20 protein-coding genes, 4 tRNA genes and 1 pseudogene are annotated in these 21,634 nt (G+C 65.6%); 13 read left to right on the forward strand and 12 right to left on the reverse strand.

Features of this window, described 5'->3' with window-relative positions; genetic code table 11:
• Positions 1–122 precede the first annotated feature (122 nt).
• Positions 123–209, reverse strand: a tRNA-Leu gene (locus WS75_RS25635).
• Positions 210–488: 279 nt separating this feature from the next.
• Here WS75_RS25635 and WS75_RS25640 point away from each other — a divergent pair.
• On the forward strand, positions 489–1,052 hold the full coding sequence (locus tag WS75_RS25640) for a flavodoxin family protein (protein ID WP_059684534.1): 564 nt from the start codon (positions 489–491) through the stop codon (positions 1,050–1,052).
• 339 nt (positions 1,053–1,391) lie between these two features.
• Here the strand turns inward: WS75_RS25640 and WS75_RS25645 are convergent.
• From WS75_RS25645 to WS75_RS25655, 3 genes and pseudogenes are all read right to left on the reverse strand, one after another.
• Positions 1,392–1,478: transfer RNA gene (locus WS75_RS25645), tRNA-Leu, on the reverse strand.
• A gap of 113 nt (positions 1,479–1,591) precedes the next feature.
• Positions 1,592–2,333, reverse strand: a pseudogene (locus tag WS75_RS25650) (hypothetical protein).
• Positions 2,334–2,525: 192 nt separating this feature from the next.
• Positions 2,526–2,612, reverse strand: a tRNA-Leu gene (locus WS75_RS25655).
• A 249-nt stretch (positions 2,613–2,861) separates the two neighbouring features.
• Between WS75_RS25655 and rnr the strand changes: the two genes are divergently transcribed.
• From rnr to WS75_RS25685, 6 genes are all read left to right on the forward strand, one after another.
• Positions 2,862–5,324 (forward strand): ribonuclease R, encoded by a 2,463-nt coding sequence (gene rnr / locus WS75_RS25660; protein ID WP_059684537.1) that lies wholly within the window; start codon positions 2,862–2,864, stop codon positions 5,322–5,324.
• Positions 5,325–5,475: 151 nt separating this feature from the next.
• Positions 5,476–6,219 carry a 23S rRNA (guanosine(2251)-2'-O)-methyltransferase RlmB gene (gene rlmB / locus WS75_RS25665; protein ID WP_059684540.1) on the forward strand — a complete coding sequence of 248 codons (744 nt, stop codon included), beginning with the start codon at positions 5,476–5,478 and terminating at the stop codon, positions 6,217–6,219.
• 103 nt (positions 6,220–6,322) lie between these two features.
• Positions 6,323–7,195, forward strand: a complete 873-nt coding sequence (locus WS75_RS25670; protein WP_059684542.1) for an N-acetylmuramoyl-L-alanine amidase — start codon at positions 6,323–6,325, stop codon at positions 7,193–7,195.
• 107 nt (positions 7,196–7,302) lie between these two features.
• Entirely contained in the window at positions 7,303–7,995 is a 693-nt protein-coding gene (rpiA, locus tag WS75_RS25675) for a ribose-5-phosphate isomerase RpiA (protein ID WP_059684545.1), read from the forward strand.
• Between the two features lie 283 nt (positions 7,996–8,278).
• A complete protein-coding gene (locus tag WS75_RS25680; protein ID WP_059684547.1) occupies positions 8,279–8,995 on the forward strand; it encodes a FadR/GntR family transcriptional regulator in 717 nt (238 codons plus the stop codon).
• A gap of 101 nt (positions 8,996–9,096) precedes the next feature.
• Positions 9,097–10,083, forward strand: a complete 987-nt coding sequence (locus tag WS75_RS25685; RefSeq protein WP_059684550.1) for a Gfo/Idh/MocA family protein — start codon at positions 9,097–9,099, stop codon at positions 10,081–10,083.
• Between the two features lie 64 nt (positions 10,084–10,147).
• On the opposite strand, the gene WS75_RS25690 is transcribed toward WS75_RS25685, so the two are convergent.
• The 7 genes from WS75_RS25690 to WS75_RS25720 all read right to left on the reverse strand — a co-directional run bounded on the left by WS75_RS25690 (position 10,148) and on the right by WS75_RS25720 (position 15,511).
• Positions 10,148–10,840, reverse strand: coding sequence for an amino acid ABC transporter permease (locus WS75_RS25690; RefSeq protein ID WP_059684552.1), 693 nt, complete (start codon positions 10,838–10,840; stop codon positions 10,148–10,150).
• A gap of 122 nt (positions 10,841–10,962) precedes the next feature.
• Positions 10,963–11,757, reverse strand: coding sequence for a cystine ABC transporter substrate-binding protein (locus tag WS75_RS25695; protein WP_059684555.1), 795 nt, complete (start codon positions 11,755–11,757; stop codon positions 10,963–10,965).
• Between the two features lie 102 nt (positions 11,758–11,859).
• Positions 11,860–12,897 carry a quinone-dependent dihydroorotate dehydrogenase gene (locus tag WS75_RS25700; protein ID WP_059603292.1) on the reverse strand — a complete coding sequence of 346 codons (1,038 nt, stop codon included), beginning with the start codon at positions 12,895–12,897 and terminating at the stop codon, positions 11,860–11,862.
• A 179-nt stretch (positions 12,898–13,076) separates the two neighbouring features.
• On the reverse strand, positions 13,077–13,907 hold the full coding sequence (locus WS75_RS25705) for an arginyltransferase (RefSeq protein ID WP_059684557.1): 831 nt from the start codon (positions 13,905–13,907) through the stop codon (positions 13,077–13,079).
• Between the two features lie 33 nt (positions 13,908–13,940).
• Entirely contained in the window at positions 13,941–14,705 is a 765-nt protein-coding gene (aat, locus tag WS75_RS25710) for a leucyl/phenylalanyl-tRNA--protein transferase (RefSeq protein WP_059684560.1), read from the reverse strand.
• 11 nt (positions 14,706–14,716) lie between these two features.
• On the reverse strand, positions 14,717–15,262 hold the full coding sequence (locus tag WS75_RS25715) for an NUDIX hydrolase (protein WP_059447221.1): 546 nt from the start codon (positions 15,260–15,262) through the stop codon (positions 14,717–14,719).
• Between the two features lie 172 nt (positions 15,263–15,434).
• Positions 15,435–15,511 (reverse strand) — tRNA-Met (locus WS75_RS25720).
• Between the two features lie 216 nt (positions 15,512–15,727).
• Between WS75_RS25720 and WS75_RS25725 the strand changes: the two genes are divergently transcribed.
• The 3 genes from WS75_RS25725 to WS75_RS25735 are packed head-to-tail and all read left to right on the forward strand — an operon-like array spanning position 15,728 to position 17,747.
• The gene (locus tag WS75_RS25725; protein ID WP_059684562.1) at positions 15,728–16,225 is read left to right on the forward strand and encodes a heme-degrading domain-containing protein; all 498 of its coding nucleotides are present in this window, start codon (positions 15,728–15,730) and stop codon (positions 16,223–16,225) included.
• Between the two features lie 3 nt (positions 16,226–16,228).
• The gene (locus WS75_RS25730; protein ID WP_059467590.1) at positions 16,229–16,567 is read left to right on the forward strand and encodes a DMT family transporter; all 339 of its coding nucleotides are present in this window, start codon (positions 16,229–16,231) and stop codon (positions 16,565–16,567) included.
• Positions 16,568–16,598: 31 nt separating this feature from the next.
• Complete coding sequence (locus tag WS75_RS25735) at positions 16,599–17,747, forward strand: enoyl-CoA hydratase/isomerase family protein (protein WP_059684565.1); 1,149 nt, start codon at positions 16,599–16,601, stop codon at positions 17,745–17,747.
• A gap of 124 nt (positions 17,748–17,871) precedes the next feature.
• Here WS75_RS25735 and WS75_RS25740 read toward each other — a convergent pair whose 3' ends face one another.
• The gene (locus tag WS75_RS25740) at positions 17,872–18,300 is read right to left on the reverse strand and encodes a hypothetical protein (protein WP_059684582.1); all 429 of its coding nucleotides are present in this window, start codon (positions 18,298–18,300) and stop codon (positions 17,872–17,874) included.
• A gap of 341 nt (positions 18,301–18,641) precedes the next feature.
• Between WS75_RS25740 and ssuD the strand changes: the two genes are divergently transcribed.
• Genes ssuD through WS75_RS25755 form a run of 3 tightly spaced genes read left to right on the forward strand, consistent with a single transcriptional unit; the run spans position 18,642 to position 21,584 of the window.
• Complete coding sequence (gene ssuD / locus WS75_RS25745) at positions 18,642–19,799, forward strand: FMNH2-dependent alkanesulfonate monooxygenase (RefSeq protein ID WP_059684566.1); 1,158 nt, start codon at positions 18,642–18,644, stop codon at positions 19,797–19,799.
• Between the two features lie 16 nt (positions 19,800–19,815).
• Positions 19,816–20,628 (forward strand): aliphatic sulfonate ABC transporter permease SsuC, encoded by an 813-nt coding sequence (ssuC, locus tag WS75_RS25750; RefSeq protein ID WP_059684568.1) that lies wholly within the window; start codon positions 19,816–19,818, stop codon positions 20,626–20,628.
• Complete coding sequence (locus WS75_RS25755; protein ID WP_059684569.1) at positions 20,625–21,584, forward strand: ATP-binding cassette domain-containing protein; 960 nt, start codon at positions 20,625–20,627, stop codon at positions 21,582–21,584. The genes ssuC and WS75_RS25755 overlap by 4 nt, the downstream gene beginning before the upstream one ends.
• Positions 21,585–21,634 lie beyond the last annotated feature (50 nt).

A 21,634-nucleotide genomic window follows, 5' to 3' on the forward strand; every position in this document is an offset into this window, starting at 1 on the left:
TCCGCTTGATCCCTTGCTCCATTTGGCACCTCTTCGTTTCGGCGAAAAAGTGTCAACCTATTTCAGGACGGGTCACGGAAATGAAAAAAGGCCGGCATGAAGCCGACCTTTTCAAAAACAGATGGTGCCCAGGAGAGGACTCGAACCTCCACGGTGTTGCCACCGCTAGGACCTGAACCTAGTGCGTCTACCAATTCCGCCACCTGGGCACGTTTCGCTTTGCTGCATCGCGAAAGATCGCAATTATAGCGTGCCCGAAGGGCGTGTCAACAGATTTTTGTACGATCGTTTGGATGGGTCTAAAAAAGGGTGCGCCTGGTTTGTCACGTCTGAATGCCGTGGCCGGTCGATGCGGGTGTGAGGCATGTAGACGTCGACATGCAATGGCGCGTGCGGCGCATGTGGGCGAAGTCGCTTGTCTCACGGCCTTTTTCTGTTACTATCGCGGTAACGTTTATTGCGGAACGGTCCGCGCTGAGGAGTTCGTCATGTCTGAAATCGCAGTGGTTTTTCATAGCGGCTACGGCCACGCAGCCGTTATTGCCGACGCAGTTGCGCGCGGCGTCCAGAAAGTCGACGGCGCGTCGGTCAAGTTGATCCCCGTCGACGCGATCGACGAACACTGGGAGTACCTGGAGCGCGATGCGAAGGCGATCATCTTCGGCTCGCCGACTTACATGGGCAGTGCGTCCGCTCAGTTCAAGGGCTTCATGGATGCATCGTCGAAATATTGGGGCAAGTGGCGTGACAAGCTGGCGGCCGGTTTCACGGTGTCGGCTTCGCAAAGCGGCGACAAACTGTCGACGTTGCAACAACTGGCCGTCTTCGCCGCCCAGCATCAGATGCTGTGGGTCAGCCTCGGTCTGATGCCCGGCAACAACAGCAGTGCGGGTTCAGTCAACGATCTGAATCGGCTCGGGTCGTTCCTCGGTGCGATGGCGCAGGCCAATGCGGACGAGGGCGGCGATGCGATTCTGGAGAGCGATCGCAAGACGGCGGAAGTGCTGGGCGAGCGTGTCGCGATTGCCGCGAAACGCTGGAACGGCGCCTGAGGTCGGCAGCCGGGCCGGTCTTGATGGACCGTTCGGCTGCTGGATCAGTGAAGGGGCGATGTGTTTGTCGCGTGTCCACCGAGTTCGCCGGGCATCGCGAAACTCGCGCCCCCGATTCCGCTTAGTTGCGTGAGTCGGAAATGACGAAAGGCCGGGATAAGCCACTCGTTTTTGGAACGCGGATGGTGCACGGGAGGGGGGGCTTGGCAACGCGGACGCGCCCCCTGAGTTGCGCTTGCAAGTGCAGCTTTTCGAGCCCTCATGCAACGCGCGCAGCGCTTTGCCTTCTGAGCCTGAAAAAGAAAAAGGCCGGCTAAAAGCCGGCCTTTCTTAAATAAGTGGTGCCCAGGAGAGGACTCGAACCTCCACGGTGTTGCCACCGCTAGGACCTGAACCTAGTGCGTCTACCAATTCCGCCACCTGGGCACGTTTCGCTTGCTGCGATGCGAAGACCGCTATTCTAGCGTGTCTCGAGAGTCTGTCAACACAATTCGAGCGACGGCGATAAAAATTTCTTCGCGCGTCGCATGGGCGGAGCATCACGCGCCGATCGGAAGCGCACGCTTTGCCGCGAAATTCCAGCGCAGCGATTCAGTCGTGTCGACGCGGGCAGACAACGAAGCTGCTGCACGGAACGTATCGGCGATGTTCTGCTGCTCGCCGAAGTTCTGAGGGGCTGCGGAATCCGTGCGTCGGGATTCGCGTCGACCGATGTGATGTACGGATCCCGCGCGATCCATGCATCGACGCTGCCGCGTTCGAACGTCGCGCGGCCGTCCGCCGGCGTCAGGTAGTGGATTGCCGTGTCGTTTGAGGGAGGGGGCGAGCTTTGTATGTGCGAGGGCGGCAAGCACCCGGTAGCGGCTGCCGAAAGCCTTCGTGACGGCGATGCGCTTGCTCTTGAGATCGGTCAAGCGTGGGCAGCCGCGCTGTCGCGTTTGGCGATGATGGCCTGCGCTTTCGGTGACGGCGCTCGCTGCGCAACGTACACGAAGCGCGCATGCGTGGCTTGCGTGAAGACGGGAGCCGTGTCGGCCACTTGGGCGCTGAAATCGACCGCGCCGACGTTGAGCCGTTCGGTCAGTGGTAGGCCGCTTGCAAATTCATGCCGCGACACGCGAGGGCCGAGCGGCGCAAGCGACTGCTCCAGCGCGCCGCGCGTCTTGAGCGGCGTAATGAGCGTCGACGATTCTTGATGTCCGATGCGCAGCGCGGATGAGGTGTTCGCGGCGTGCGCCAGGATGCCGGCCCAGTCACGCGTGCGAACGCGCGGCGGTTCATCGACGTCGTGGGCCGTGTTCTTCGCTGGATTCGTTGAAAGCAACGCGGCTGACGTACCAGCGGGGAGGGCAATCGATAGCCGATCAATTCTGCTATCGATCGGCGTGACGGACATATGGCGCGGCCAGCGCGCGTAATGCAGGGCTTGAAATGAAAAAAGGCCGGCATGAAGCCGACCTTTTCAAAAACAGATGGTGCCCAGGAGAGGACTCGAACCTCCACGGTGTTGCCACCGCTAGGACCTGAACCTAGTGCGTCTACCAATTCCGCCACCTGGGCACGTTTTGCAGTAGCTGCTTGCTGCAAAGAAGTGAAATTATAGCGCCCCAATTAATCGTGTCAACATTTTTTTGCAATGCACTGCAAACCTGCCGCTGCGGCGCCTGCACGCGGCATTCGCGTCTTTTGGCAACACAGGCGGGTGATAGAATGATCCGCCGCCGTCACTATAGAACTGTCTGACGGACACTTCTATGTTGATGCCGTGCACCATCAGTCAACGCAACGAGAACAATCATCGACAAACCCTTGAGCAAATATCCGTACCCCATTCCGAGCCGTGAAGAAATTCTCGGCGTGCTGCGTACGAGCGACGCGCCGCTGGCAGCCAACGACATCGCCGAAGCGTTGTCGATCAAACGCCAGGAACGCGAAGGGTTCTTCCGGCGTGTCGCCGCGATGGAACGCGACGGCCAGATCCGCCTCGACAAGCGCGGCCACTATCAGCTCACCCATCCGTCGAATTTCGTCGCCGGCCGCGTGCAGGGGCATCGCGACGGCTACGGGTTCGTGATCCGCGACGACGGCCAGGACGACCTGTTCTTGCCGAACGGCGAAATGCAAAAGGTCATGCACAACGACCGCGTGCTCGCGCGGATCGTCGGCTACGATCGCCGCGGCCGCCCGGAAGGCCATGTCGTCGAAGTGACCGAGCGCGCGAACAAGCGCGTGATCGGCCGCCTGCTCAACGAGAACGGCGCGCTGATCGTCGCACCCGAAGACAAGCGCATCGGCCACGACATCCTGATCACGCAGAACGTGAAGAAGGCGAAGGTCGGGCAGGTCGTGGTCGTCGAACTGACCGACTTCCCGAGCCGCCATTCGCAACCGCTCGGCCGCGTCGTCGAAGTGCTCGGCGACATCGACGATCCGGGCATGGAAATCGAAATCGCGGTGCGCAAGTACGGCGTGCCGCATGAATTCAGCCAGCCGGCGCTCGATGAAGCCGCCGCGCTGCCCGACAAGGTGCGGCCGGCCGACCTGCGCTTCCGCGTCGATCTGCGCGACGTGCCGCTCGTGACGATCGACGGCGAGGATGCCCGCGACTTCGACGATGCCGTCTACTGCGAGCCGGTCAAGGTCGGCCGCGGCGACGGCTACCGGCTGATCGTCGCGATCGCCGACGTGTCGCACTATGTGCAGCCGGGCAACGGTCTCGATGCCGACGCACTGGAACGGAGCACGTCGGTCTATTTCCCGCGCCGCGTGATCCCGATGCTGCCGGAGAAGCTGTCGAACGGGCTGTGCTCGCTGAATCCGCAGGTCGACCGCTGCGTGCTCGTGTGCGACATGGTGATTACCGCGCGTGGCGAGATCAAGGCGTACCAGTTCTATCCGGCCGTGATCCATTCGGCCGCGCGCCTGACGTACACCGAAGTGGCCGCCGTGCTGTCGAACACGAAGGGGCCGGAGGCCGCGCGCCGCGCGGACCTGCTGCCGCACCTGCAGGATCTGTACGGCGTCTACAAGGCGCTGTTCGCCGCACGCCAGAAGCGCGGCGCGATCGATTTCGACACGACCGAGACGTACATCGTCTGCAACTCGCAGGGCAAGATCGAGCAGATCGTGCCGCGTCAGCGCAACGATGCGCACAAGCTGATCGAGGAATGCATGCTGGCCGCGAACGTCTGCGCGGCCGACTTCCTGAAGCGCAACAAGCACCCGGGCCTGTACCGCGTGCATGCGGGCCCGACGCCGGAGAAGCTCGAGAACCTGCGCGCGTTCCTGCGCGGCATGGGCCTGTCGCTCGGTGGCGGCGACAAGCCGCACGCGAGCGACTACGCCGCGCTGATGGCGCAGATCCGCGACCGACCCGACGCGCAGATGCTGCAGCCGATGCTGCTGCGCTCGATGCAGCAGGCCGTCTACAGCCCGGACAACATCGGTCACTTCGGTCTCGCGTACGAGGCGTACGCGCACTTCACGAGCCCGATCCGCCGCTATCCCGACCTGCTCACGCACCGCGCGATCTACTCGATCCTGTCGGGCAGGAAGTACGTGCCGAAGGCGCCGGAAGGCTTCGAGCTGAACACCGCGCTGTCGCCGCGCGCCCGCGCGATGCAGCAGGCCGACGACGAAGCGCGCGGCCGTTCGCGATCGAACACGGCGATCTGGGAGGAGCTCGGCCTGCACTGCTCGGCGAACGAGCGCCGTGCCGACGAAGCGTCGCGTGACGTCGAAGCCTGGCTCAAGTGCTACTTCATGCGCGACAAGCTCGGCGAGGAGTACGGCGGGATGGTGAACGGCGTCACGTCGTTCGGCATCTTCGTGCAGCTCGATACGCTGTTCATCGAAGGGCTCGTGCACGTCACGGAACTCGGCTCGGACTACTTCCAGTACGATGAGATCAAGAACGAGCTGCGCGGCGAGCGCACGGGCATCCGCTATCGCCTGTCCGATCGTGTGCGCGTGCAGGTGAGCCGCGTCGATCTCGACGCGCGCAAGATCGATTTCCGCCTCGTGCGCGACACGCCGGTGAAGGCGCCGCGCCCGGCACCGGCGCCGGCTGTCGCCGGCAACGGTAACGATCGCGGCGGACCGCGCGTGCGCTCGTTGCCGCCGGTGGAGGAAGCCGCGCCGCGTCGCAAGAAGCCGGCGAGCGCGCCGACCGCCGCGGTGCAGGAGGCGCGTGCCGCACGTGCCGCGAAGAAGAAGGGCGGCGTGGCGACGAAGACGCCCGCGAAGAAAGTCCACGCCCGCAAAAAGTATTGAGCGTTCGGGGCAGCGCACGCGCGTGCCCTTGCAGTATCGAGAGACGCCGCGTTCTACCGGTCACCGACCGGCAACGCGGCGCTTTCCTTTTCCATGGATCGCGGCTGCGCTCATCGCGCGGCCGCACGTTTGATCGAAGGTTGTTCCAGTCATGTCACGTCTGAAGGTTCTTTACGGTTTTCATGCGGTGACCGCACGTTTGCGGCACGATGCGTCGACGGTCGCGGAGGTGCTGTACGACCAGACGCGCCGCGACCGCCGCATGCAGGACTTCCTGCACGCCGCGAAGGAAGCGGGCGTGCGGCTGATCGCAGCCGACGAAACCCGCCTGTGGGGTCTCGCGCATACCGAGCGCCACCAGGGCGTCGTCGCGCGCGTCGAGGACGTTCCGCTCGCACAGAACCTGTCCGAACTGCTCGACGGCATCCAGGGTCCGGCGCTGCTGCTGGTGCTCGACGGCGTCACCGATCCGCACAACCTCGGCGCATGCCTGCGTGTCGCCGATTCGGCCGGTGCGCATGCGGTAATCGCCCCGCGTGACCGCGCGGTCGGCCTGAACGCGACCGCGGCGAAGGTCGCGAGCGGCGCGGCCGACACGGTGCCGTACATCACGGTCACGAACCTCGCCCGCGCGCTGCGCGAGCTGAAGGAGGCTGGCGTGTGGATCATCGGCACGTCGGACGAGGCGCCGGGGACGCTGTACGACGCGAAGCTCGATGGTCCTGTCGCCATCGTGATGGGTGCGGAGGGCGAAGGCATGCGTCGGCTCACGCGCGACACTTGCGACGAAGTGATGAGTATCCCGATGGCCGGCAGCGTCGAAAGCCTGAACGTGTCGGTCGCGAGCGGCGTGTGCCTGTACGAAGCGGTGCGGCAGCGGCGCGTGAAGGGCTGATACACGGGCTGACCCACGCGGCCTCGCGCGATGCGCAGGCCGTCGCCCCGAACGACGCGTGCCGCGACTGCGCGCGGCACGCGTCGTTCGGAACTCGCGAACCATGACCCTGTTTCGCCTCGGCGCATCGTGCGCCATCCTCGGCCTGCTGGCCGCCTGTACATCGCCGTCGCTGGTCGAGCGCGGTACGTACTACGCCGATACGAGCCTGCATGCGCGCGGCGCCGATTCGCGGATCCGCTTTCTCGTGATGCATTACACCGAAAGCGACGAAGCGAAATCGCTGCGCACACTGACGGGCGATTCGGTCAGCGCGCACTACGTCGTGCCGCCGCAACCAAGCGTCGAACACGGGATGCCAGTCGTCTACCAGCTCGTTCCCGAATCGAAACGCGCATGGCATGCGGGTGTCAGCGAATGGCAGGGCACGACCGAACTCAACGCGGCGTCGATCGGCATCGAGAACGTGAACCGCGGCCCGCTCGATCCGCAAGAACGCACGTGGCAGCCGTATCCGCCCGAACAGGTCGATGCGCTGATCCGCCTGTCGAAGGACATCGTCGCGCGCTACGGAATTTCGCCGACGCGCGTGGTCGGGCACAGCGACATCGCGCCACAACGCAAGATCGATCCGGGGCCGCTGTTCCCGTGGCATGCGCTCGCGCAAGCCGGCGTCGGCGCGTGGCCGGACGATGCGACCGTAGCCGCGCGACTCGGCGGCCGCGATCCGCACGCGCTCGTCGACGTGCGGGCATTGCAGCTGAAGCTTGCACGCTACGGCTATGACGTGCCAACCGACGGCGTGCTCGACGCGCGCACGCAACGCGTATTCGCGGCGTTTCAGATGCATTTCCGGCCATCCGACTACGCGGGCAACCCGGACGCCGGGACCGATGCGATCGCGCAAGCGCTGCTCGACAAGTATTTCCCCACCACGCCGCCTGCGGAGGACGGGGCCGCAACCGGCGCGCCCTGACGCTCGATCAGCGCGCGAGGCGCTGCAACACGCACCGAAAAAGCCCGGGTCGTCATCCGAGTCCGGTAAACTGCCGGTTTTCCGCAATCCCGCTGTATTCCCACCCCATGACTCAAGACGAACTCAAACGCCTGGTCGGCCAGGCAGCCGCCGATTATGTGATCCAGAACGTGCCGGAAGGCGCCGTGATCGGCGTCGGCACCGGCTCGACCGCCAACTGCTTCATCGACGCGCTCGCGGCCGTCAAGTCGCGCTACCGCGGCGCCGTGTCGAGTTCCATCGCGACGACCGAACGCCTCAAATCCCACGGCATCAAGGTGTTCGACCTGAACGAGATCGAATCGCTGCAGGTGTACGTCGACGGTGCCGACGAGATCGACGCAAGCGGCGCAATGATCAAGGGCGGCGGCGGTGCGCTGACGCGCGAGAAGATCGTCGCGTCGGTGGCCGATACGTTCGTCTGCATCGCGGATGGCAGCAAGCGCGTGCCTGTGCTCGGCGCATTCCCGCTGCCGATCGAAGTCGTGCCGATGGCGCGCACGGCGATCGGCCGGCGCGTGACCGCGCTGGGCGGCGTGCCGGTGTTGCGCGTGACGAAGGACGGCACGCCGTACATCACCGACAACGGCAACGAAATCATCGACGTGAAGGGGCTGCAGATCGCCGATCCGCGCGGTTTCGAAGCGCAGGTGAACGCATGGCCGGGCGTCGTGACGGTCGGCCTGTTCGCCGAGCGCGGCGCGAATCTGTGCCTGCTCGGCACGGCAAACGGCGTTGAAACGATCGTTTATCCCGATTAATCGAAACTGAATGAGAAGCAGTCCGTAATGGCGTCAGGATGCCGTAATGGATTGCATGTTTAAATCCGACGGAAAGCCCGGCCCGGCAAGCGCAGCGCGCTTCCCGGGCCTTTTTTGAAGCCTTATAAATCACCCCATCAAGAAGAGGGATAACCCTGTCAGGTGTTTACCAGATAGCGAAATATCCCCGAACTCATCAACTTATAGATCATAAGAACAGTCGTAACCAGGGCCGGCGGAACTGCGGAGCAGGTGTTCGCAAATCGACGCACGGGGAGGTGTTATGGAGCAGGGCAAAGACCGGTCACTGGTCGCCAAAGTGATGGATGGGCTTGTTGCGGGAATCGTCGAGGACAAGTACGGCGGCATTCTGCCGCCGCAGGACGTGCTGTCGAAAGAGTTCGATGTGAGCCGCACGGTGATGCGCGAAGCATTGTCGATGTTGCTTGCGCGCGACATGCTCGACGTGCGTCCGAAAGTCGGTACGCGCGTTCGACCGATGCGCGACTGGCGCATGATCGATGAAGACGTGGTGAGCTGGCGGTTCCGTGCAAAGCCGGATCCGCAGTTCATGCGCGACGTCATCGAATTCCGGATGCTGATCGAACCGCGTGCGACTGCGCAGGCAGCCGTTCGTGCGACGGCGGTCGACATCGCGGGCATTCGTGAGGCATTCGAAGCGTTCAAGGTGTTGCAACCGGGCGACCCTGGATACGACACGGCGGACGAACTGCTGCACACGCGGATCGTTCAGGCGAGCGGCAATCAGTTTTTCCAGCAGATGGCGGCCATCGTGCGCGGCGCGGTTCGTCTCGTGAATCCGCGCGTTGCGCAGAAGGAGGGGGCGCACGACGTCGCGGTGAAGGCGCATGCGCGCGTCGTCGATGCGATCGAACGCCGCGACCCGCGCGAAGCCGAAGCGGCGTCGCTCGCGCTGATTGATTTCAGCGCCGACGAGATTTCGCGCGATTTCTCCGTGGACGTGCCCGTGCGCGTCTGAATCGGCACGCGTCGCTTATCCGTGCGCCGGCGAGCCGTTTATCATGACGGCCGGCCGGCAGCGTGCCGGCCACCGTCATACGACCGACACGGAAGATCCGGATGAACGACCTCGACAACCGCCCGGTGCGCTTCGGCATCGTCGGCGCAGGCAGCATCGCACGCCGATTCGCGCAAAGCCTCGCTCACGTGCCGGGTGCCACGCTCGCCGGCGTATGGGCACGCCGTGCCGACGCGGCAACCGCCTTTTGCGACAGTTGCGGCGGCGTGCTTGCCGCCAGCCTCGACGCGCTCCTCGCGAGCGACATCGACGCGATCTATATCGCGACACTTCACGACAGTCACGCGCACTACGCGCAAGCGGCGCTCGCCGCCGGCAAGGCCGTGCTGTGCGAAAAACCCGCGACGCTGAACGCGACGCAACTCGACGCCGTGCTGGATGCGGCTCGCGCTGCCGGACGGCTCTTCATGGAAGCGATGAAGCCACCGTTCTTTCCGCTGTATCGTCAGTTGCGCGCGCACCTGCGCGACGACCCGATCGGCGAAATCCGGCTCGTGCGCGCGGGCTGCGCGTCGTCGTCGGTGCCGGACGATCATTCCGTCTATCGACTCGACCGCGCCGGCGGCGCGCTGCTCGACATCGGGATCTACGAAGCGTTTCTCGCGGTGGACTGGCTTGGCGAGGCAGTCGACGTCCAGACGCTCGGCCGCATCGGCGCGACGGGCGTCGACGTGTTCGCGAGCCTGAACAGCCGTCACGCGAACGGCGGCATCGCCCAGCTCTTCTGCGGGCTCGACGTGATGGGACGCGGTGACGCGCTGATCGCCGCGGCAGGCGGGCACGTGACGATTCACGAGAAGTGGTGGAACCCCGCACGGGCGACGATTCGCTATGCGGACGGACGCACGGTCGAACTCGATGCACCGATCGAAGGCGGTGGCCTGAACTACGAGACCGCGCATTTCTGCGACCTGCTGCGCGCCGGCGAACTCGAAAGCCCGATCATGACGCACGAGCATTCGCGGCGAATGATTGCGATGACCGACGCGGCACGCGCGGCGCTCGGCGTGCGCTATTCGGGCGAGTAGGCGGGAAGCAAGGGAAGGCGGGAGCCGGGCGCGCAATCGCGGCCCGGCGGGAGATGTTTCGTGATCAGTGCCGCGCGGGCAGCGACAGGCGCTTTTCGTACCAGCGCTGGACCCATTCGAGAATCTGGCACAGCACCCAGTAGACAGCGGCGGCGGCCAGGTACAGCGGCAGCGGCTGGTAGGTCGCCGCGATCACTTCCTGTGCGCTGCGCAGCAGTTCGGTCACGGTGATCACCGATACGAGCGACGTGTCCTTGATCAGGCTGATCAGGCTGTTCGACAGGCTCGGCACCGCGATGCGCAGTGCCTGCGGGCCGATCACGTAGCGCAGCGTCTGCCCCCACGACAGCCCGAGGCTGTAAGAGGCGAGCCACTGGCCGCGGTGAATGCCGTTGATCGCGCCGCGCATGCTTTCGGACATGTAGGCGGCGACGTTCGCGGACAGCGCGATGACGCCGGCCGGCGTCGGGTCAAGCGAGATGCCGAGGCTCGGCAGCCCGTAATAGATGACGAAGATCTGCACGAGCAGCGGCGTGCCGCGCATCAGGCTCACGTATGCGCGCGCGAGCCCCGCGAGCGCGTTGACCCAGATGCGTTCGAAACCGTCGAGCGGCTCGCTTTGCCGGATGCCCATCATCGCGAGCACGACGGCGCCGAGCAGGCCGAACACCATCGACAGCACGGCGAACTTGACGGTCAGTACGGCGCCCTGGGCGAGCACCGGCAGCGATTGGACGAGCAGGGACGTTGTCGACATGGAATACGAATCGGATGCGTGCGCGAAAGCGCAATCATAAACCGGACCGATAAAACAAAGGGCGGCATCGTTTCGGATGCCGCCCTTTCCGGCCCGCCGTCAGGCGGGAAACAGAGGCGTGCTTACTTGATCGGCTTCGTCACGTCGATGCCGAACCACTTGTCCGAGATCTTCGTGAACGTGCCGTCGGCTTCGAGTTGCGCCATCGCGTCGTCGATCGCCTTCTGGAACTTCGGGTTGCCCTTCTTGAACGGGATGCCCGACGGGTTCGCCGAGCCGACGTTCGCGCCCGGGCGCAGCGGCAGTTCCGAGTTCTTCGTCAGGTACGCGAGCATCAGGCGGTCGTTGAGCGCCGCATCGAGACGGCCGGCGGCGAGGTCACGCAAGTACTCCGGCGCGCCCGGGTACGTCTTCACGTCGATGCCGGGCACCGACTTCGCCATGTCCATGTAGTTCGTGCCGAGCGCGACGCCGAGCTTCTTGCCCTTCAGGTCGTCGAGCGACTTGAACTGGCGCGTGTCGTCCTTGCGCTGGATCAGCTGAGCGGACGAGTACGTGTATGCGGGCGAGAAGTCGAGCGTTTCCTTGCGCTTGTCGGTGATGCCGACCTGATTGGCGATCACGTCGAACTTGCCGGCCTGCAGGCCCGCGATGATGCCACTCCATTCGGTCGTGACGAACTCGGCCTTCACGCCGAGCTTCGCGGCGACGGCCTTCGCGATGTCGACGTCGAAGCCGACGAGTTCGCCTTGCGGATTCTTCGAGTTGAACGGCGGGAACGTACCTTCGAGGCCGACGCGCAGCGTGCCGCGTTGCTTCACCTGGTCGAGGAGGTCGGCCGCATGCGCGGTGGCGGCAGCGAACGACGTACCGATCAGGCCGGCGACCAGCAGCTTCTTCAGCAGCGAAATTTTCATCGTGTGAGCTTCCTTGCCCCAGCGGGGCGCTTGATTCTGAATGTGAGGCCGATCATAGCAAAAATGCAATCGGACTCTAAATATCGTTTGATTATGGCTATATTACGCGGCGCGTTCGTGCGCGATGGCCTTCACGCATTCGGCGACGAGCGCCGGGCCGCGATAGATGAAGCCCGTGTACAGCTGGACGAGCGACGCGCCGGCCGCGAGCTTCGCGCGTGCGTCCTCGCCCGAGAAGATGCCGCCGACGCCGATGATCGGCACCGCGCTGCCGACTTCGGCATGCAGCTTGCGGATCACTTCGTTCGATGCGTCGAACACCGGGCGGCCCGACAGGCCGCCGGCCTCGTCCGCGTGCGGCAGGCCCTGCACGGCTGCGCGCGACAGCGTCGTGTTGGTGGCGATGACCGCTTCGATCTTGTGGCGCAGCAGCGTATCGGCGATTTCCTTGACCTGCTCGTCGTCGAGATCGGGTGCGATCTTCAGCGCGAGCGGCACGAGCTTGCCGTGCAGGTCGGCGAGGCGCTGCTGCTTGTCCTTCAGCGCGGCGAGCAGCGCGTCGAGCTCGCCCGCGCCCTGCAGCTGGCGCAGGTTCTTCGTGTTCGGCGACGAAATGTTGATCGTCACGTAGCTCGCGAACGGATACACGCGCTCGAGGCAGTACAGGTAATCCTCTGCGGCGCGTTCGATCGGCGTATCGGCATTCTTGCCGATGTTCAGGCCGAGGATGCCGCGATAGCGGGCGGCCTGGACGTTCTTCACGAACTGGTCGACGCCGTGGTTGTTGAAGCCCATCCGGTTGATCAGCGCTTCGGCCTGCGGCAGGCGGAACATCCGCGGGCGCGGGTTGCCAGGCTGCGGGCGCGGCGTGACCGTGCCGACCTCGATGAAGCCGAAGCCGAGCGCCGCGAGGCCGTCGATGGCCGCGCCGTCCTTGTCGAGGCCGGCGGCGAGGCCGACCGGGTTGCGGAACGTGAGCCCCATCACGGTGCGCGGCGCATCGGGCACGCGGGCCGACAGCGCGCAGGCGAGGCCGGTGCGGCCGGCCGCGCCGAGCGCGCGCAGCGTGAGGTGGTGAGCGTCTTCCGCATCCATCTTGAACAGGGATGCGCGGGCCAGCGGATAGAGGGAACTGAACACGGGAATTGGGCGGACGGCCGGAATGAATGACAACCCGCTATTTTACCGGGAGTTGTGCGGCGAGGGCGGGCTTCGCTTCGTGGCGACCCGCGGCGACGGTCGCCGTGCCGCGCGTCAGCCGCTTCATGACCGGGACGGACGCGCGCCGCTCTCGTGCAACCGCGGCGGTATCGCTCACGTCAGCCCGACCCGGAATGGCCACCCGGCAGCGGCGCGCGGGCGAGTGCCGCGTCGACCGGCGGCAGGTCGATCCGATCCGGATCGAGCACTTTCCAGCGGCCGTCGAGCAACCCTTCCAGCGGATGGAAGTTCGCCTTGTATGCCATCTTCGGGCTCTCGCGGATCCAGTATCCGAGATACACGTACGGCAGGCCGAGGCTTTTCGCCTGCTCGATCTGCCACAGGATGTTGTACGTGCCGTAGCTCGTGTGCTGGTCGTCCGGCTCGAAGAAGGTATAGACCGACGACAGTCCGTCGCCGAGGATGTCGATCATGCTGACCATGCGCAGCTTGCCGGGCTCGCCGCCCGCCGCGTCGAGGTCGCGGAATTCGACGAGGCGCGAATTGATCCGGCTCTGCAGCAGGAACTGCTCGTACTGGTCGCGGCTGTCGCGGTCCATGCCGCCGCCTGCGTGGCGCGCCGACTGGTAGCGCATGTAGAGCGCGTAGTGCTCCTCGTCGTAGTGCAGCGGCGAGACCGTCGCGACGAGCGCGCGGTGCCGCTTCCACATCCGGCGTTGCGTGCGCGACGGCTTGAACGCGCCGACCGGCACGCGCACCGGCACGCAGGCGCGGCAGCCGTCGCAGTACGGACGATAGGTGAACACGCCCGAGCGCCGGAAGCCGGCCTTCACGAGCTCGGTATAGATGTCGGAATTGATCAGGTGGCTCGGCGTCGCGACTTGCGAGCGCGCGACGCGGCCGTCCAGATAGCTGCACGGATAGGGCGCCGTTGCATAGAATTGCAGCGCCGAAAGCGGTGAAAGCGGCAGCTCAGTCGGGTGAGTCATGGGCAGCTCTCGATGCAGGGAGGGAGTGCCGCGCTAGCGCTCGATCCCGGAGGGGGCGGCCGGTCCTGCGGGGCCCGTCAGCGCGACAAGCGCGCGCTTGTCGAACTGCCACGGAATCGGCGGTTCGGCCACCGCGCGGCGCACGTGAGCGACAAAGGCCTTGCGTGCGATCTCGCGGCCGCCGAGCGACGCTAGATGCGACGTATTCTGCTGGCAGTCTATCATCTCCAGCCCCTGCTCGCGAAGATGGGCGACGAGCGTCGCCAGTGCGATCTTCGACGCATCGGTGGCATCCGCGTACATCGATTCGCCGAAAAACATCCGTCCGAACGCGACGCCGTAGAGGCCGCCGACGCGGCGCCCGTCATGCCACGTCTCGATGCTGTGCGCGTTGCCGGAACGATAGAGCGATGTGTACGCGTCGATGATTTCGGCCGTGATCCAGGTGCCGCGCTGCCCGCGACGCGGCGCCTGCGCGCACGCGCGCATCACGCCCGGAAAGTCGTGGTCGACGCGCACTTCCCACGCGGGGTCGCGCAGCACGCGCCTGAGCGTCTTGCGCAGCGACGGGGACACCTTGAATTCGGCTGGCACGAGGACCATGCGCGGGTCGGGGCTCCACCACAGCACGGGCTGGCCGTCCGAATACCATGGGAAGATGCCGCGCAGGTAGGCCTCGATCAGGCGCGACGGCAGCAGGTCGGCGCTCGCGGCGAGCAGCCCCGGCGCGCCGGTCGCCGGACCGAGCGCGCGTTCGATAGGCGGAAACGGATCGTCCGGGCCGAGCCAGGGGACCATGGGGCGCGGGCTCAGCCGTTGCGCAGCGAGCGGAAGATATCGCCGGTATGTACGCCGTAGTCGCCGGCGGCGCGATCGGCGAAGAAGAAGCGCAGCGTCTGGCTGACGGTCGGGAACGCGATTTCGTCCCACGGAATGTCGGCTTCGTCGAACAGCCTGACTTCGAGGCTTTCCTCGCCGGCCTCGTAAGCCGGATCGGTGAGCCGCGCCAGATAGAACAGGTGGACCTGGTGCACGTGCGGCACGTTGAGCAGCGTGAACAGGTTCTGCACCTCGACGCGTGCGCCGGCTTCCTCGAGCGTTTCGCGCGCGGCGGCCTCGGCCGTCGTCTCGCCCATTTCCATGAAGCCCGCCGGCAGCGTCCAGAAACCGTAGCGCGGTTCGATCGCGCGGCGGCACAGCAGCACCTGATCGCCCCAGACCGGCACCGTGCCGACCACGTTACGCGGATTCTGGTAATGGATCGTGCCGCAGTGATCGCAGACGAAGCGCTCACGGTTGTCGCCCTGAGGAATGCGCGCGATGACTTCGTGACCGCAGACGGAGCAGAATTTCATGTCGAGTGGGAGGGACGAGGTGATGCGAGTGTATCACCGGGGCGGGGCATTCTTGAACGCGAGCGTATGCGCGCGGCGTGCGGCGCGAAGCACAACGCGTGACGCGCGGAATCGGGCGCCGAAAAACAAAAAGCCCGGCATTGAGCCGGGCTTTTTGCATGAATCGGGACGTTGGTTGCGGGGGTAGGATTTGAACCTACGACCTTCGGGTTATGAGCCCGACGAGCTGCCAGACTGCTCCACCCCGCGTCCGTCGAAGAAATGAATTATATGGACTATCCGGAACGCTTGCAAGCACTTTCTGACAATCGCGTTGCAATCGCCGGCGGGGCGCTTGCAGGTCCGGTACGGCAGGCGCGTGAGCTAGAATCGAGCGGTTTGCTTGTGTCGTTCATTCCTGCAGCGGAGTCGCGCGCGAATTGCGTCGGTGCCGTTGCAACACTTGACTACTGCATCGACGGATTCATGGACATCGCTCACGATCTGCAATCGATCGGCGCGCAGGAACAGGCGCTTGTGTTTCCCCATTTCGACCCGGCTCGCGCCTGGGCGCTCGGCAACCGGATGCATGCGCTCGCCACGTCGCGCGGTCATGCAATCGCGATCGACATCGTCACGTTCGGCCAGCCGCTGTTCTATGCGGCGCTCGCCGGTGCGACGCCCGACAACGCCGACTGGGTGCGCCGCAAGCGCAACGTCGTCGCGCATTTCCGCCGCAGCTCGTATGCGATCGGCCTGCGCATGCAGCAGGCCGGCGTCACGCTCGCCGAGAAGCATGGGCTGCCGATCTCGGAATATTCGCCGCACGGCGGCGCGTTTCCGCTGACCGTCGCGGGTGCCGGCGTGATCGGCTCGATCACCGCCTCGGGGCTGCCGCAGCGCGCGGATCACGAGTTCGTTGTCGAAGCGCTGTGCGCCGAGCTTGGACAGGACTACGCCGTGCTGGCACTTGCGAGGAACTGAGCGATGCAGCTTCCGGGTTACGCATGGCTCGCGATCGCGATCGTCGCGGAAGTGATCGGCACGTCCGCGCTGCGCGCGGCGGACGGTTTCACGCGCTTCTGGCCGTCGGCGCTCGTCGTGGCCGGTTACGGCATCGCGTTCTATTGTCTGTCCCTCACGTTGCGTACGATGCCCGTCGGCATCATCTATGCCGTGTGGTCGGGTGCCGGCATTGTGCTGATCACGCTCGTCGCGATGCTGCTCTATCGCCAGGTGCCGGACCTGCCGGCAGTGATCGGCCTCGGGCTGATCATCTCGGGCGTCGTGGTGCTGAACCTGTTCTCGAAGATGCAGGCGCACTGAGCGTGCGCCCGCGATACGCCGGATGACTCACATGACCGATTCCACTTCCGCTTCTGCGGAATCCGCCCAGCCCGATGTCCGCGCATATGTCGCGAACCGCATCGGCTATCTCGAACTGAACCGGCCGAAGGCGCTGAATGCGCTGTCGGTCGGGATGATCCGGCTGATGCAGCAGGCGCTCGACGCGTGGCGCAACGACGCCGACGTGGTCGCCGTCGTCGTGCACAGCCCGCATCCTCGCGCGTTCTGCGCGGGCGGCGACGTGCGCTTCTTCCACGACGCCTGGCAACGTGGCGACCGCGATGCGGTCGATACGTTCTTCATCGAGGAATACACGCTCAACCATACGATCTTCACCTATCCGAAACCGTACATCGCGTTGATGCACGGCGTCGTGATGGGCGGCGGCATGGGCATTTCGCAGGCGGCACGGCATACGGGCGGCCTGCGTGTCGTCACCGACTCGACGAAGATGGCGATGCCCGAAACGCGCATCGGCCTGTTCCCCGATGTCGGGATGAGCTGGTTCCTCGCGCGCACGCCGGGCGCGATCGGCCGCTATCTCGCGGTGACCGGCGCGACGCTCGACGCGGCCGGTGCACTGTATGCGCAGCTTGCCGACGCATACCTGCCCGATGCCGCGCTGCCGGCGCTGTTCGATACGCTGCGCAGCGCGCGCATCGACAGCGGCGCGCAGGCCGTCGCGTGCGTGGCCGACGCGGCCGCGTCGCACAAGGTCGTGCCGACGCCCGACACGTCGGCGCTGGCCGACGCGCGCGCCGGGATCGACCGGCATTTCGCGCAAGCCGACATCGGTGCGATCCTCGCATCGCTCGACGCCGAGCAGGATTTTGCCGCGGTCGACGGATGGGTCGGAAAGGCGACCGATGCGATGCGCAGCCAACTGTCGCCGCTGTCGATGGCCGTTTCGCTCCAAGTCGTCGAACGGGCGCGCGGGGCGACGATGGCCGATTGCCTGCGGCGCGACCTCGACCTCACGCGTTCGACGTTCGCACACGGCGACGTGATCGAAGGCGTGCGCGCGCTGATCGTCGACAAGGACCATCAGCCGGCCTGGCGCTTCAAGTCGATCGCCGATATCGACCGCGCCGACGTCCTCGCGATGTTCGACAGCCCGTGGACGCCCGAGACGCATCCGCTGCGCAACCTGAAGGACTGACGCGCCGCGGTATCGACGCAAAAAACAAAAAGGCCGCCTGCATCGTGTGCAGGCGGCCTTTTCATTTGGGGAGGCCGACCCGGCCTGGTGGCAGTGGGCCGGGGGCCTCGCCGCAAGAAGTGCGTTATTCGTCGCCGGCGTCGTCCGACATGAACGCGCGCATGAACACGAGCGCGCCGAAGCCCCAGACCGCGTTCGTTGCGAAACCGGCGGCGAGCACCGGCATCATGTTGCCCGACGGCCAGATCCCGCGCAGCGGATCGATCGCGAATACGCGGGCGGCCGTCAGCACGATGCCGCCGAACACCAGCGCGCCGATCCACGGCGCCTCACGATCCGGCGTCACGCGCAGCAGCCACGCCATCGGAATCGCGCAGCACGCGCTGATCAATGCGTTCGCAACAAATTCAGGAATGCCGAGCGGCGCGAAAGGTTGCGTGGAGAACCCGGTGGCGGCGATCAGGTCGGCCGTATGCAGGAGCGCGAGCGTCGCTTCGCGAAAGAAGAGGGCGGCCAGGAAGCCGGACAGGAACGGCAGGATGACTTTCTGCATCGGTGAGTGCATTGCAGGCGCGGCCGGCCGGGGCCGTCCGGGCGAAGTTATTCGGATAGGTGCGTCATTATAGGGCCCGGCCGACGCGATATTCGCTGGAGCGTCGTGCTAATCACGAAAGCGGAAAACCTAAGCTCAAAAAAATCGTTCCAAAGCCCTGCAGCGATCCATAGACTGATTTCCCAGAAACAGCCGTGCAATAGCGTACTCGCCCGCGGCACGGCCTGACCGGCGAGCCATCCCGATTCGAACGCACACCATGCATGCGTCGCTCATTTGCGACGCGAGCAGGGGCTCGTTTTATCCAGATTCCGGCAAGAACAGTCAAGCAGGAGCAGCAGATGAATGTTTTCTGGTTTATTCCCACGCACGGCGACAGCCGTTACCTCGGCACCGCTGAAGGCGCGCGCGCCGCGGATTACGATTATTTCAAGCAGATCGCCGTCGCGGCCGACACGCTCGGCTATGAAGGCGTGCTGCTGCCGACCGGCCGTTCCTGCGAGGATGCGTGGGTCGTCGCGTCGAGCCTGATTCCGGCGACGCAGCGCCTGAAGTTCCTGGTCGCCGTGCGTCCCGGCATCGCATCGCCCGGCCTGGCCGCGCGGATGGCCGCGACGTTCGACCGTCTGTCGGGCGGCCGCCTGCTGATCAACGTCGTGACGGGTGGCGATGCTGCCGAGCTCGAAGGCGACGGATTGTTCGCCGACCACGACACGCGCTACGAAATCACCGACGACTTCCTGAACATCTGGCGCGGGTTGCTGTCCGCATCGCACGACAACGGCGGGTTCGACTACATCGGCAAGCACCTTCAATCGAAGGGCGGCAAGGCGCTGTATCCGCCCGTGCAGCGCCCGCATCCGCCGTTGTGGTTCGGCGGATCGTCGCCGGCCGCGCACGCGATCGCCGCCGATCACATCGACACCTATCTGACCTGGGGCGAGCCGCCCGAGGCCGTCGCGAAGAAGATCGCCGACATTCGCGCCCGCGCCGAGGCGCGCGGCCGCAAGATCAGGTTCGGTATTCGCCTGCACGTGATCGTGCGCGAGACCGAGGACGAAGCCTGGCGCGATGCCGAGCGCCTGATCAGCCGTCTCGACGACGAGACGATCGCACTCGCGCAGCAGGCATTCGCGAACATGGATTCGGAAGGCCAGCGCCGGATGGCCGCGCTGCACGGCGGCAAGCGCGGCGGCCGCGAGGCGCTCGAGGTGTATCCCAACCTGTGGGCCGGTGTCGGTCTCGTGCGCGGCGGCGCGGGTACCGCGCTCGTCGGCAACCCCGAGCAGGTCGCGGAACGCATGCGCGAATATGCGGATCTCGGCATCGAGACGTTCATCCTGTCCGGCTATCCGCACCTCGAGGAGTCGTACCGTTTCGCCGAGCTCGTGTTCCCGCTGATCAAGGGCAAGGGTGCGGCGCGGCCGTCCGGCCCGCTGTCGGGTCCGTTCGGCGAGATCGTCGGCAACAACTACCTGCCGAAGGCGAGCCAGAGCTGAACGAAGGAGGCCTGAGATGACAACGAAGACGTCGACGACGCGCGCGGCCGTGGCCGCCCGCGCTTGGCGCGGCATCGCGCCGTGGCTCGTGCCGCTTGTGCTGCTGGCCGCATGGGAGGTCGGCGCGCGCGTCGGCTGGCTGTCGACCCGCGTGCTGCCCGAGCCGGTGGCGGTCGTGCGTGCCGCGTGGTCGCTCGTGACATCGGGCGAGATGTGGGCGAACGTGAAGGTCAGTACCTGGCGCGCGCTGTTCGGCTTCGCGATCGGCGGCGGCGTCGGCCTGGCGCTCGGGCTCGCGACCGGCTTGTCGAAGGCAGCGGAGGTCGCGCTCGATTCGACCATCCAGATGATCCGCAACATCCCCGCGCTTGCGATGATTCCGCTCGTGATCCTCTGGTTCGGCATCGACGAGAAGGCGAAGCTGTTTCTCGTCGCGCTCGGCGTGTTCTTTCCCGTCTACATCAACACATATCACGGGATCCGCTCGGTCGACGCGAACCTGATCGAGATGGCGAAGAGTTACGGCGTGCGCGGCTTCGCGCTGTATCGCGACGTGATCCTGCCTGGTGCATTGCCGTCGATTCTCGTCGGCGTGCGCTTCGCGCTCGGGCTGATGTGGGTGATGCTGATCGTCGCGGAAACGATCTCCGCGCAGTCGGGCATCGGCTACATGACGATGAACGCGCGGGAATTCCTGCAAACCGATGTGGTGGTGGTCGGCATCCTGCTGTATGCGGTGCTTGGCAAGTTGGCCGACGTGCTGGCGAAATGGATCGAGCGCGTGACGCTGCGCTGGCACCCTGCTTATCAATCTGGAGCAAAGGCATGAATGCGACGACTTCGGCGGTCTCCTATGGCCCGCTCGCCGGTGCAGACCTTGAGGCCGAACTGGCGCACGCACGCGTGACCGACGACGACGCACGCAATGCGGCGATCGTCGACCGGAACGGCGGCGCGTCCGTCGTTCCGCTTGCGCGGCGGCGGACGGGCGGCCCGGCACAGGACGACGCGGTGACGCTGTCGGGCGTCAGCAAGCGCTTCGGCGCGCGCACCGTGCTCGACAACGTCGAACTCGGCATCGCGCGCGGCAGCTTCGTCGCGATCGTCGGGCGCAGCGGCTGCGGGAAATCCACGCTGTTGCGTCTCGTCGCGGGGCTCGAGGAACCGAGCAGCGGCGCGCTCGTGACGCGCGGCGACGGCGGCGGCGCGCTCGACACGCGGATCATGTACCAGGACGCGCGGCTGCTGCCGTGGAAGACCGTGCTGCAGAACGTGATGCTGGGCCTCGGCCGCGGTGCACGCGATCAGGCGCGTGCGGTACTCGACGAAGTCGGTCTGATCGAGCGTGCGAACGACTGGCCAGCGCAGCTGTCCGGCGGCCAGCGGCAGCGCGTCGCGCTCGCCCGCGCACTCGTGCACCGGCCGCAATTGCTGTTGCTCGACGAGCCGCTCGGTGCGCTCGACGCGCTGACCCGCATCGAGATGCATGCGCTCATCGAGCGGTTGTGGCGCGAGCATCGCTTCACCGCGCTGCTCGTCACGCACGACGTGCAGGAAGCCGTCGCGCTCGGCGACCGGATCCTGCTGATCGAGCAGGGACGTGTCGCGCTCGACCAGCCGGTGCCGCTCGACCGGCCGCGTGCGCGCGCGTCGGCCGCGTTCGCGGCGCTCGAGGACCGCGTGCTGCAGCGTGTGCTCGCGGGCGGCCCCGGCGGTGCCGCGCAGCACGTCGCGGCTGAAGCCGATCACGTACGGCCGGCCGGGCAGATTCGCTGGGCCGTTTAAATCCGGGCGGCACCGGCCGCCCATTCTCAGACTTTTTTGTTCGGAGCGAT

Source organism: Burkholderia sp. FL-7-2-10-S1-D7, from assembly GCF_001524185.1.
GTDB lineage: Bacteria > Pseudomonadota > Gammaproteobacteria > Burkholderiales > Burkholderiaceae > Burkholderia > Burkholderia diffusa.